A 13,069-nucleotide genomic window follows, 5' to 3' on the forward strand; every position below is an offset into this window, starting at 1 on the left:
TGGCTGAACGCGCCGCCCGGGCCGTGACGCTGCTGCCCTGCGGCGCCGCCCGGGTGAACCCCGCGCTGCTGGACGCCCCGTTGCTGGCCGCGCTGCTGCGGGTGGTCGGCGGTGCCCGCCATGCCCCCGCCCGGGCGGAGGTGGAGGCGCTGCTGGCGCGCGGGCAGGGCACGCTGGGCGGCGCCTGGTGGCGGGCCGATGGCTGGCTGCTGCGGGAGCCCGGGCAGTTGCCGCCCCCCATCCCCGCCGGGGCCGGGGCGTGGTGGGATGGGCGCTGGCATCTGGCCCGGGCCATGCCCGGCTGCACCCTGGGGGCGGCCGGCCCGGGGCCGGACGGGCCGCTGCCCGCCGCTGTCCGCGCGGGGCTGCCGGCGCTGTGGCGGGATGGAATATTGTATGCCGTGCCCCATCTGGGGTGGGGGCCGCCCGTTCCGGGGCTGAGTTTCCGCCCCGTTGGCGGGCCGCTCACAGCGGTTTTCGGGGTTTCCGCCGAATAGGGCATTCACCCTAGGCGATTTCGACCTATGTTAGGGACGGTGCTGGCCTTCTGCCGGCAAAGGATTGGGACGCCTGTGAGCAATTTTGGCCGGAACCTCGCCCTTTGGGTCATTGTCGCGCTGCTGCTGGTCGCGCTGTTCAACCTGTTTCAGCCATCCGGCGGAACAGCGAACCGCGTGCAGATGCAGGTCGCCTACAGCGATTTCCTGAATGAGGTAAATGCCGGCCACGTGCGCGACGTGACCATCCAGGGCCCGAACGTGACCGGCACCCTGTCCGATGGCCGCAGCTTCGCCACCTATGCGCCGCAGGACCCCGGCATGGTCGCGCGCCTGACGGAAAAGGGCATCCGTGTGGTCGCCCGCCCGGTCGAGAGCGACGTGAACCCGCTGTTCCAGATCCTGATCTCCTGGTTCCCGATGCTGTTGCTGATCGGCGTCTGGATCTTCTTCATGCGCCAGATGCAGGGCGGCGGCGGGCGGGCCATGGGCTTCGGCAAGTCCCGCGCCAAGCTGCTGACCGAAAAGCAGGGCCGCATCACCTTCGACGACGTGGCCGGCATCGAGGAAGCCAAGTCCGAGCTGGAGGAGATCGTGGAATTCCTGCGTGACCCGCAGAAGTTCCAGCGCCTGGGCGGCAAGATCCCCAAGGGCGTGCTGCTGGTCGGCCCCCCGGGCACCGGCAAGACCCTGCTCGCGCGCTCCATCGCCGGCGAGGCGAATGTGCCCTTCTTCACCATCTCGGGCTCCGACTTCGTCGAGATGTTCGTGGGCGTGGGCGCATCGCGGGTCCGTGATATGTTCGAGCAGGGCAAGAAGAACGCCCCCTGCATCATCTTCATCGACGAGATCGACGCCGTGGGCCGCCATCGTGGCGCGGGCCTGGGCGGCGGCAACGATGAGCGCGAGCAGACGCTGAACCAGATGCTGGTCGAGATGGACGGCTTCGAATCCAACGAGGGCGTCATCATCATCGCGGCCACCAACCGGCCGGACGTGCTGGACCCCGCGCTGCTGCGCCCGGGCCGCTTCGACCGCCAGGTGGTGGTGCCGAACCCCGACGTGAACGGCCGCGAGAAGATTCTCCGCGTGCATATGCGGAAAGTGCCCTTGGCTTCCGACGTGGAGCCCAAGATCATCGCCCGTGGCACGCCCGGCTTCTCGGGCGCCGACCTGGCGAACCTTGTGAACGAGGCCGCCCTGCTGGCCGCGCGCACCGGCCGCCGCACCGTGGGCATGGCCGAGTTCGAGGCCGCTAAGGACAAGGTGATGATGGGTGCGGAGCGCCGCAGCCTCGTCATGTCCGAGGACGAGAAGAAGATGACCGCCTATCACGAGGGCGGCCATGCGCTGGTGGCGATGCATGAGGAAGAATGCGACCCCGTCCACAAGGCCACCATCATCCCGCGCGGCCGCGCGCTGGGCCTGGTGATGTCCCTGCCGGCCGGCGACCGCTACTCCAAGCACAAATCCAAGATGCTGGCGGAGCTGGCCATGGCCATGGGCGGCCGCGTCGCGGAGGAGATCGTCTTCGGCGCCGACAAGGTCTCCAACGGTGCCTCCGGCGACATCAAGATGGCCACCAACCAGGCCCGCATGATGGTCACGGAATGGGGCATGTCCGACAAGCTGGGCATGGTCGCCTATGGCGAGAACAGCCAGGAGGTGTTCCTGGGCCATAGCGTGACGCAGTCCAAGAACCTGTCGGAGGAGACCGCGCGGACCATCGACAGCGAGATCCGCGGGATCATCGATGCCTCCTACGCCCGCGCCAAGAAGATCCTGACCGAGAACCGCGACGAGCTGGAGCGGTTGGCCCAGGCCCTGCTGGAATACGAGACGCTCTCGGGCGACGAGATCAAGCAGATCCTGAAGGGCGAGCCGATCGTGCGCTCCCGCCCCGATGAGCCGGCGCATTCCAGCCGGGGCTCGGTGCCGACCAGCGGCGGGCGGATGAACCCCAGGCCGGATGCCGGCGGCTTCGCGCCGCAGCCCTCGGGCGGGTGAACCCCGCCCGGCATCGCGGCCGCAAGGCCCCCGGAACCCCATGATGTGGCGCCCCGCCTTGACCGGCCGGGCGCCATTTTCATGCAAGGGCCCCCCCCGGCGGCACAGTGCCCCCGCCACAACAGAGTGACTTTTCCATCACAGCTGTGCGTCTGCCCTCTTGCCCCGGGGCCCGGTGCTGAATATCTGGGTTCCATACCACTCGAACCATCCGCGAGGGGCTAGGCGCGGCGCCTTCCAGGGCCGCCCCCAAGCCGCCGCAACAGGAGATAGACGGATGAGCAAAGTTATCGGCATCGACCTCGGCACCACCAATTCCTGCGTGGCCATCATGGACGGCGCGGAACCCCGCGTGATCGAGAACAGCGAGGGCGCGCGCACCACCCCCTCCATGGTCGCCTTCACCAAGTCCGGCGAGCGTCTGGTCGGCCAGGCCGCCAAGCGCCAGGCCGTGACCAACCCGCTGAACACCCTGTTCGCCGTGAAGCGCCTGATCGGCCGCCGCATCGACGACGCCATGGTGCAGAAGGAAAAGGCGCTGGCCCCCTTCCACATCGTGCCCGCCCCCAATGGGGATGCCTGGGTCGAGGTGAACGGCCAGACCTACGCGCCGCAGCAGATCAGCGCCAATGTGCTGACCAAGATGAAGGAGACCGCCGAGGCCTTCCTCGGTGAGAAGGTGACGCAGGCCGTCATCACCGTCCCCGCCTATTTCAACGACGCCCAGCGCCAGGCGACCAAGGAAGCCGGCGCGATCGCGGGCCTCGAGGTGCTGCGCATCATCAACGAGCCGACGGCCGCCGCCCTGGCCTATGGCATGGACAAGAAGCACACCGGCACCATCGCGGTGTATGACCTGGGTGGCGGCACCTTCGACGTGTCCGTGCTGGAAATCGGCGACGGCGTGTTCGAGGTGAAGTCCACCAACGGCGACACCTTCCTGGGTGGTGAGGACTTCGACCAGCGCATCATCGACTACCTGGCGGATGAGTTCAAAAAAGAGAACGGCATCGACCTGCGCGGCGACAAGCTGGCCCTGCAGCGCCTGAAGGAAGCCGCCGAGAAGGCGAAGATCGAGCTGTCCTCCGCCAAGCAGACCGAGATCAACCTGCCCTTCATCACCGCCGATGCCTCCGGCCCCAAGCACCTGGTGCTGCAGGTGACGCGCGCGAAGCTGGAAGCCCTGGTCGATGACCTGGTGCAGCGCACGCTCGAGCCCTGCAAGCAGGCGCTGAAGGATGCGGGCCTGACCGCCGGCGAGATCGACGAGGTGATCCTGGTCGGCGGCATGACGCGCATGCCCAAGGTGATCGAGGCGGTGAAGGGCTTCTTCGGCAAGGACCCCGCCCGCAACGTGAACCCGGACGAGGTCGTGGCCATCGGCGCCGCCATCCAGGGCGGCGTGCTGAAGGGCGACGTCAAGGACGTGCTGCTGCTGGACGTGACGCCGCTGTCGCTCGGCATCGAGACGCTGGGCGGCGTGTTCACGCGCCTGATCGACCGCAACACCACCATCCCCACGAAGAAGTCCCAGGTGTTCTCCACCGCCGAGGACAACCAGTCGGCCGTGACCATCAAGGTCAGCCAGGGCGAGCGTGAGATGGCGGCGGACAACAAGATGCTGGGCCAGTTCGACCTGACCGGCATTCCTGGTGCCCCGCGCGGCGTGCCGCAGATCGAGGTGACCTTCGACATCGACGCGAACGGCATCGTCTCCGTCAGCGCGAAGGACAAGGCGACCGGCAAGGAGCAGAACATCAAGATCCAGGCGCGCAGCGGTCTCTCCGAGGCCGATATCGAGCGCATGGTGAAGGATGCGGAGGCGAATTCCGCCGCCGACAAGGCGCGCCGTGAGACGGTGGAGGCCCGCAACCAGCTCGACGCCCTGGTCCACAGCACCGAGAAGACGCTGAAGGACAACGAAGGCAAGGTGCCGGAAGCGGAGAAGACCGCCGCCGAGCAGGCGATCGCCGCCGCCCGCACCGCGCTGGAAGGCCAGGACGTGGAAGCCCTGCGCGCCGCGACCGAGGCGCTGGGCCAGGCCTCCATGAAGGTGGGCGAGGTGCTGTACAAGGCCCAGTCCGAACAGCCCGCCCCCGAGGCGAAGCCGGACGACAAGGTGGTGGACGCCGACTTCGAGGAAGTGGACCCGAAGACCAAGAAGCCGAACTGAGGTGAGGCAGGCGCCCGGGTCCAAAGCCCGGGCGCTTCTGGTTTTGGGGGCGACGGCCCGGCGGGGGCCGCTGTGGGGTGAAGTATGGCCAAGCGTGATTTCTATGAGGTTCTGGGCGTCCAGAAGGGCGCCAATGACGATGAGCTGAAGAAGGCCTATCGCAAGCTGGCCATGAAGCTGCACCCGGACCGCAACCCGGGTGATGCGAAGGCAGAGGCCCAGTTCAAGGAAGTGAACGAGGCCTATGACGTCCTGAAGGATGCCGAGAAGCGCGCCGCCTATGACCGCTTCGGCCACGCCGCCTTCGAGGGCGGCCCTGGCGGCGCCGGCGGCTTCGGCGGCGGTTTCGGTGGCGGCGGCGGCTTCGAGGACATGTTCGCCGACATCTTCGGCCAGTTCACCGGCCGTGGCCGGGGCGGCTCGCCGGGCCGTGGCGCCGATCTGCGCCAGGAAATCACCATCACGCTGGAGGAAGCCTTCGCCGGCGTGAAGAAGACGCTGCGCGTGCCCTCCGCCGTGCAGTGCGAGGCGTGCAACGGCAGCGGCGCCGAGAGCGGCCAGCCGCAGATGGCCACCTGCACCACCTGCCAGGGCGCGGGCAAGATCCGCAGCCAGCAGGGCTTCTTCCTGGTGGAGCGCCCCTGCCACACCTGCGGCGGCACCGGCCGCACCATCAAGAATCCCTGCAAGGTGTGCCTGGGCGCGGGCCGCGTGCAGCGCGACCGCACCCTGAACGTGACCATCCCGGCGGGGGTGGAGGACGGCACGCGCATCCGCCTTTCGGGTGAGGGCGAGGCGGGCGTGCGCGGCGCGCCGGCGGGCGACCTGTATGTGGATGTGGGGGTGCGCCAGCACGCCCTGTTCCAGCGCGAGGGCGCCAATATCCTGGTCCGCGTGCCGCTGCGGATGACGCAGGCGGCCCTCGGCGGGCATATCGAGGTGCCAAGCATCGATGGCGGGCGTTCGCGCGTGACCATCCCCTCCGGCACCCAGACCGGCAACAGCTTCCGCCTGCGGGGCAAGGGCATGTCGGTGCTGCGCAGCACCCAGCGCGGCGACATGTATGTGCAGGTGGTGGTGGAAACGCCGCAGAACCTGACCGCGAAGCAGAAGGAACTGCTGGAGGCCTTCGAGGCCGAGGCGGTCAAGGGCGGCAAATCCTCGCCGGAAAGCGAAGGCTTCTTCGCCAAGGTGAAGGAGTTCTGGGACGGGCTGGGGCGGTAACGCCCCGCCTTCCCAGGCTTGACCGCCCGGCCTTCTCGTCCGAAGGGTAAGTCCTTCGGGAAGCGCCTGGCATGAACGCGATCAACACCTCCATCCTCGACACTCTGGCCCGTATCGTCGGGCCGTCCGGCCTGCTCGGCGGGTCCGACATGGCCCCCTACCTGACCGATTGGCGGAACCTGTACAGCGACGGCGCGGCGCTGGCCGTGCTGCGCCCCGCCAGCACCCAGGAACTGTCCGATTGCGTGAAGGCCTGTGTGGCCGCGGGCGTGCCGATGGTGCCGCAGGGGGGCAACACCTCCATGGTGGCGGGCGCCACGCCCGATGCCAGCGGCCGTCAGATCGTGATCTCCACCCAGCGCATGAACCGCGTGCGCGCCATCGACACCATGGACATGACCATGGTGGCCGAGGCCGGGGTGATCCTGAAGACCGCGCAGGATGTGGCGCGGGAGGCGGGCGCGCTGTTCCCGCTCTCGCTGGGCGCCGAGGGCAGCGCCACGATCGGCGGCGTGCTGTCCACCAACGCGGGCGGCAACACCACCGTGCGCTATGGCAATGCGCGGGAGCTGATGCTGGGCCTGGAAGCCGTGATGCCCGACGGCACGATCTGGAACGGGCTGCGCCGCCTGCGCAAGGACAACACCGGCTATGCCCTGCGCCACCTGCTGGTGGGCGCCGAGGGCACGCTGGGCTTCATCACCGCCGCCGCCCTGCGCCTGTTCCCCCTGCCGCGCGAGGAAGCCGTGGCCCTGGCCGCCGTGCGGGACGAGGAAGCCGCGCTGTCCCTGTTCCGCCGCTTCCGCGACCGGGATGAGAGCGCGGTGCGTGCCTTCGAATACATGTCGGCCGGTTCCATGCACCTGGTGCTGGACCATGTGCCCGGCGCCACCCTGCCGCTGGCCCAGCGCGCGGGCCATTACGTGCTGATCGACCTCGCCTCCTCCCGCCCCGGCGCCGAGCTGCGCGCCCTGCTGGAGGAAGTGCTGGCCGAGGCGATGGAGGCGGGCGAGGTGCTGGATGCCGCCCTCGCCGAATCGGGCGCCCAGCGCGCCGCGATCTGGCGCCTGCGGGAGGAACACCCGGAGGGCCAGAAGCTCGCCGGCGCCAGTGTGAAGAATGATGTCTCGGTGCCCGTCTCCAAGGTGCCGGAGATGATCCGCCGTTCCTCCGACGCGCTGCGCGCGCTGATCCCCGGCAGCCGCCCGGTGCCGTTCGGCCATATGGGCGACGGCAACATCCACATGAACCTGGCCCAGCCGCTGGACATGGACGCCAAGGCCTTCCTGGAACGCAGCCACGACATCATGGATTGCGTGAATGAGGTGGTGCGCGAGCTGGGCGGCTCCTTCAGCGCCGAGCACGGCATCGGCCGCATCAAGACCGACATGATGGAAAGCTGGCGCGGCGGCGCGGAACTCGCCGCCATGCAGGCCATCAAGAAGGCGCTGGACCCGAAGGGGCTGTTCAATCCGGGCAAGGTGCTGCCCTGAGATGATGCCGGCAGGGGGAAGGGCATTTCCCCGCCTGGCCTTGCTGGCCCTGCTCCTCTCCGCCTGCTCCCCGCTGCCCTCCGGCTGGATCGTGCCGGTCACCGCCGAATTCGGTCCCGGCGTACGCGCCCGCGCCACCGCCGTGCGCCTGGCCGATGGCCGGCTGCTCTCGGCCAGCCATGTGCTGGACGATGCCGGCATCGCGGAGGGCTTCTGCCGCCTGGGCCGCCCCGGCGTGCCCCCGCGCCTCACGGCGCTCACGCTCGCCGATGGCCGCCCCGCTGCCCGCCTGCGCGCCGGAGAAGCCGAGATGGATAGCCGGGATTGCGAGCTGGCCTATCGCGGCGGCGCCGATCTGGCGCTGCTGGTCGCCCAGGGCGCCCCGCCCCAGGGTGCCGCCCCCTGCGCCACCGACACCACCCCGGGCCAGCGCGTGATCGTGGCCACCCGCGCCCGCACCGCCACCGCCCGCATGGGCGGTGAGGTGCTGGAGGCCGATCCGCGCTTCGGCCGCTACGCCGTGCTGCCCATGCGGCTGGAGCCGGGCGAATCGGGCGGCGGCGTGTTCGATGCCGCCACCCGCTGCCTGGCCGGCATCGTCAGCCAGCGCGCGCTGGATGATCCGCAGGCGGCCTGGATCGTTCCCGCCAGCGTCATCAGGGCCTTTCTGGCGGGCGGCTGAGAGCGGCGCTATACACCCCCGGTGTACACGCGCATCGACAGCTATATCCTCCGCCAGCTCCTGGTCTCCCTGGGCGCCGTGACCATTGGCCTCGCGGCCCTGGTCTGGCTGACCCAGTCGCTCCGCTTCATCGAGCTGGTGCTGGACCGCGGCCTCTCCTTCTGGGTGTTCCTGGAGCTGACGGGCCTGCTGCTGCCCAGCTTCTTCTCGGTCATCCTGCCGATCACCACCTTCGTGGTGGTGCTGTTCACCTATGTGCGGCTGGGCTCCGACCGCGAATTGGTGGTGATGCGGGCCGCGGGGCTGTCGCAGTGGCAATTGTCGCGCCCGGCCCTGGGGGTGGCGCTGATCGCCACCCTGGTGGGCTTCATGCTGTCGCTGTGGATCGTGCCCCGCAGCCATGCCGCCTTCCGCGACTGGCAGTTCGAGATCCGCAACCAGATGGCCGGCCTGCTGCTGCAGGAAGGCGTCTTCAGCTCCGTCGGCGGGGACCTGACGGTCTATGCCCGCACGCGGGAGAATGACGGCACGCTGCGCGGCATCCTGGTGCATGACGCGCGGGAGCGCGGGGCCCCCGTGACCATCCTGGCCGAGGCCGGGCGCATCACCGCCGGCCCGCTCGGCCCGCGCGTGACGCTGCTGAACGGCCAGCGCCAGCAGCTGGAGGTGGGGGCGCATGGCCCGCGCCTGAACGTGCTGTCCTTCGCCGAGAACAGCGTGGACCTGGCGCGCGCCACCCGCAGCGAGGGCGAGCGCTTCCGCAACGCCCAGGAACGCTCCATGAGCGAGCTGCTGCATCCCGAGCCCGGGGTCTCCCTGCGTGACCGCAGGCGCTTCCGGGCGGAGGCGCACCAGCGGCTGAGCAACCCGATCACCGCCATCTCGCTGGCGCTGCTGGGGCTGGCGGTGGCGCTGACCGGGCAGTTCCAGCGCCACGGCGGCGGCTTCCGGCTGTTCGTGGGCTGTGCGGCGGCGGTGGGCATCCTGGCCTTGGGGCTGGTGGCCGCCAGCGCGGCCGCGCGCACCAATTCGCTGCTGTTCCTGATCTGGCTGCACGCGGTGCTGCCGGGCCTGGTTTCGGTCTGGATCCTGGCGGACATGCCGGGCGCGCCCGCCTTCCTGCGCGGGCGGCCGCCCGCGCCGCCCGGAACCTCCGCGGCGAAGGAGGCCGCGGCATGATCTTCGCCCGCACCCTCACCTTCTATGTCGCCCGGCGCTTCCTGGCGGCAACGGGCATGATGCTGGCGGCGCTGACGCTGCTCGTCTCCCTGTTCGATTTCATCGAGCTGCTGCGCCGCGCGGCCACCCGCCCCGATGCGGGTTTCGCGCTGGTGGCCACCATCGCCGCGCTGCGCCTGCCGTTCATGGGCATGCAGATCCTGCCCTTCGCCATCCTGCTGGGCGGCATCCTGGCCTTCTGGCGGCTGACCCGCAGCTCTGAACTGATCGTGGCCCGCGCGGCCGGCGTTTCGGCCTGGGGCTTCCTGATGGGGCCGGTGCTGGTGGCGCTGCTGTTCGGCGGGCTGGCCATCACGGCGGTCTCGCCCATCTCCTCGGCCATGCTGTCGCGCGCGGAGCGGCTGGAGGCCACCTTCCTGCGCGCGGGCGGCGGCGTCACCGCGCTGGCCGGCGGGCGGCTGTGGCTGCGGCAATCCGATTCGGGGATGGAGCCCGGCGGTGTCGCCATCATCGCGGGCCAGCCCACCCGGCTGCTCAGTTCCGGCCGGGGGCTGTCCTTCACTCTCGAGAATGTGAGCATCTGGCGCCTGTCGCCGCATGACCGGCCGTTGGCGCGCATCGAGGCCCCGCGCGCCACCCTGGCCCCAGGCCGGTGGGAGCTGTCGGAGGCCATCACCTTCGGCGCCGACCGCCAATCCCTGCCGCCGGCCAGCATGAGCCTGCCGACGGAGCTGACGCCCGACCGGATCGAGAACAGCTTCGCCTCCCCGGACACGCTGAGTTTCTGGGCCTTGCCGGGCTTCATCGCGGTGCTGGAACAGGCCGGCTTCTCGGCCCTGCGGCACCGGCTGCAATTCCAGTCCCTGCTGGCGGTGCCCGCGCTGTCGGTGGCGATGGCGCTGGTGGCGGCCGGATTCTCCATGCGGCCGTCGCGCATGGGCGGCGTCGCGCGGATGGTGGCGGCGGGTGTCGCGGCCGGCTTCGCGCTGTTCGTGCTGGACCGCATCACGGCGGAATTCGGCGAATCCGGCGCCCTGCCGGTGTGGCTGGCGGCCTGGGCCCCCTCCATCGCGGGCTTGCTGCTGGCCTTGGGGCTGTTGCTGCACCTGGAGGACGGGTAAACCACCCTGATGCCGCCCCCGCCCGCCCGCCCGCGCCAGAGCCCCGTGCCCGCCGACGCCTCTCCGGTGGGGAGTGTTCCGGCGGAGTTGCCACGCTTCGCCAGCCGGCGGGAACGCCGGCGCATCGCGGCCCGGCTGCGCAAGCTGGGCGGCCATCTGCCCCATGCGCTGCTGCCGCTGTCCGCGCTCGGCCTGCTGCTGGCCGTGGGCGGCCCGCTGGAGGCGCAGACCAGCCGCTCCGCCTATGACAATGGCCTGCCCTCCGGCTTCGGGGGCGATCTGGGCGGCGCGCTGGGCGGCAGCAACCTGCGCCCGCTGGCCACGCCTGGGCAGACGACGCCGGGGCAGACGGCCGGCACCGCCGGCACCCCGGCCGCGGGCCCGGTCCGCCAGGACCCCAACGCCCCCGTCACCTTCAGCGCCGATGAGGTCGATTACGACCGTGAGCGCACGACCGTGACCGCGCGCGGCCGGGTGGAGGCCTGGCAGAATGAGCGCGTGGTGCGCGCCGACGAATTCACCCACAACCGCGAGACCGGCGTCACGCATCTGCGCGGCCATGTGCAGTTGCTGGAAGCCGACGGCCAGGTGATGTTCGCCGAGGATGCCGAACTCGGCCCCGGCTTCCGGGAGGGCGTGTTCACCGATGTGCGCGCCCTGCTGGCCGGCGGCGGCCGCATGGCCGCCAATGGCGCCCGCCGCATCACCGTGCCCGCCGCCGTCGCCGGCAGCGACGACGGCCGCGACCAGACCCTGACGGATCTGGCGCGCGTCATCTATTCCTCCTGCAAAAGCTGCGAGCGCGACCCCACGGCCGCGCCGCTGTGGCAGATGCGCGCCCGCCAGGCGACGCAGGACACGGCCACCCAGCGCATCTCCTATCGCGACGCCGCGCTGGAGATGTGGGGCCTGCCGGTCCTCTACTCGCCCTTCTTCTCGCACCCCGATCCGCAGAACCCCCGCAGCTCGGGCTTCCTGTTCCCGACCATGGGCCTGACGCGCTTCCTGGGCGGCTTCGTGCAGCTGCCCTATTTCTGGGCGATCGACGGCAGCCAGGACATCACCTTCTCGCCGCTCGTCTCCACCCGGCAATCGCCCAATCTGGGCATCGAGTACCGCCGCCGCTTCAACACCGGCGAATTCCAGCTGCAGGCCAGCGCCGGCTATTTCAACGGCACGGACACGCGTGGGCGTGAGGAATTCGCGGGCCACCTGTATTCCCGCGGCCGCTTCAACATCGACGAGAACTGGCGGACCGGCTTCGAGATCAACCGCGCCACCAGCGAGCTGTATCTGCGCACCTACCGCTTCGACTTCCGCCGCGTGCTGACCAGCCAGGCCTATGTCGAGGGGTTCTGGGGCACCGAGGGCTATGTGCGCGTCGACGCGCGCGTCTATCAGGGCCTGCGCGCCGGCGACAATTACGACCGCCTGCCGGTGATCGGCCCCAACGCCCATGCCGAATACTACCCGCGCGAGCAGTTCCTGGGCGGGCAGATCTATGGCGATGTGGGCATGCTGGGCGTCACCCGCTCCTCCGGCGCCTGGTCGCAGCGCGCGACCACCCGGCTCGGCTGGGACCGGCGGGACACGGATGGGCTGGGCGGCCTGTGGAACTTCCGCGTGCAAGGCGACATGCGCGCCTATTACGCGGACAAGCAGGGGCTGGACCCCATCTTCCTGCCCAACGCCAATGGCGGCAACGCGGCGGGCAATATCCGCGTTGCGGCCGATTGGCGCATGCCCTTCGTGCGTGATGCCGGGGCCTGGGGCCAGCAGACCATCGAGCCGCGCGTGCAGATCGTGACCGGCCCCAACACCGGCGCCCAGACCCGCCTGCCGAATGAGGACAGCGTCGATTTCGAGTTCACCGACGCCAACCTGTTCTCCCTGAACCGCTTCACCGGCCGCGATCGGCAGGAAGGCGGCACCCGCATCGACGCCGCCCTGCGCGGCGCCTGGAACTTCCCCAATGGCGGCCAGGTGGAGGGCATCGTCGGCCGGTCCTACCGGCTGCACCGGGACGCGACCTTCGCGGCGGGCACGGGGCTGGAACGCCGGGCCAGCGACTGGGTGGGCAGGGTGTCCTTCATGCCCACCAGCTGGCTGGATCTGCACGCCCGCGGCCGCGCGGATGGCGAGACCGGCCAGCACCGCTTCAGCGACTACACCGCCAATGTGACGCAGCGGAATGTGGGCCCGCTGGACAGCCTGAGCTTCTATGGCGGCTATCTGTACAGCACGCCGCAGGCCTTCCTGACGCCGCTGCGCACCCGCAACGAGGTGCTGGGCGGTGTCTCCGCCACGCTGCGCCAGACCAACGGCGCGCAGTGGCGCGTCAATGCCTCCATCCGCTACGACCTGGATCTGGGCCGCCCGGCGCTGATCCAGGGCTCGGCCGGTTACGAGGATGAGTGCTTCATCATCGAGGGCCGCTTCGTGCGGCGCTTCGCGCGGGATGCCAACACCCTGCAGGACTATGCGGGCAACACCATGCTGCTGTTCCGCATCGGCTTCAAAACCCTGGGCGAATACGGGTTCCGGGCGCTGTAGCGCCTCGGGGGCGTTGCCCCCTGTTCAGACTGGAGAGATGTTTGACAGGTGTACGGAGACATCCCTGACGGTTTTGAGATGGGGTGTTTCGTCCCTGAGGTCGAGTGTGGCGAGAGGAAATCGCGAGAAGAACACCTGCC

General features: G+C 69.9%; 8 protein-coding genes and 1 pseudogene. All 9 read left to right on the forward strand.

Annotation, left to right across the window (positions count from 1 at the left end):
- Positions 1-497, forward strand: a pseudogene (locus GT007_RS21215) (tRNA lysidine(34) synthetase TilS); the annotation flags it as partial.
- A gap of 75 nt (positions 498-572) precedes the next feature.
- Positions 573-2,504: an ATP-dependent zinc metalloprotease FtsH gene (ftsH, locus tag GT007_RS21220; protein ID WP_160123671.1), complete on the forward strand. Its 1,932-nt coding sequence runs from the start codon at positions 573-575 to the stop codon at positions 2,502-2,504.
- Positions 2,505-2,781: 277 nt separating this feature from the next.
- The gene (gene dnaK, locus GT007_RS21225) at positions 2,782-4,677 is read left to right on the forward strand and encodes a molecular chaperone DnaK (protein ID WP_201452000.1); all 1,896 of its coding nucleotides are present in this window, start codon (positions 2,782-2,784) and stop codon (positions 4,675-4,677) included.
- A gap of 84 nt (positions 4,678-4,761) precedes the next feature.
- Complete coding sequence (gene dnaJ, locus GT007_RS21230) at positions 4,762-5,901, forward strand: molecular chaperone DnaJ (protein ID WP_160123672.1); 1,140 nt, start codon at positions 4,762-4,764, stop codon at positions 5,899-5,901.
- Positions 5,902-5,972: 71 nt separating this feature from the next.
- On the forward strand, positions 5,973-7,394 hold the full coding sequence (locus GT007_RS21235; protein ID WP_160123673.1) for an FAD-binding oxidoreductase: 1,422 nt from the start codon (positions 5,973-5,975) through the stop codon (positions 7,392-7,394).
- Positions 7,395-7,434: 40 nt separating this feature from the next.
- On the forward strand, positions 7,435-8,076 hold the full coding sequence (locus tag GT007_RS21240; protein ID WP_160123674.1) for a trypsin-like peptidase domain-containing protein: 642 nt from the start codon (positions 7,435-7,437) through the stop codon (positions 8,074-8,076).
- A 21-nt stretch (positions 8,077-8,097) separates the two neighbouring features.
- Entirely contained in the window at positions 8,098-9,255 is a 1,158-nt protein-coding gene (lptF, locus tag GT007_RS21245; protein WP_160123675.1) for an LPS export ABC transporter permease LptF, read from the forward strand.
- Positions 9,252-10,376, forward strand: a complete 1,125-nt coding sequence (lptG, locus tag GT007_RS21250; protein ID WP_160123676.1) for an LPS export ABC transporter permease LptG — start codon at positions 9,252-9,254, stop codon at positions 10,374-10,376. The genes lptF and lptG overlap by 4 nt, the downstream gene beginning before the upstream one ends.
- Positions 10,377-10,385: 9 nt before the next feature.
- Positions 10,386-12,929, forward strand: coding sequence for an LPS-assembly protein LptD (locus tag GT007_RS21255; protein WP_160123677.1), 2,544 nt, complete (start codon positions 10,386-10,388; stop codon positions 12,927-12,929).
- Positions 12,930-13,069 lie beyond the last annotated feature (140 nt).

It is taken from the genome of Rhodovarius lipocyclicus, assembly GCF_009900765.1.
Taxonomy (GTDB): domain Bacteria; phylum Pseudomonadota; class Alphaproteobacteria; order Acetobacterales; family Acetobacteraceae; genus Rhodovarius; species Rhodovarius lipocyclicus.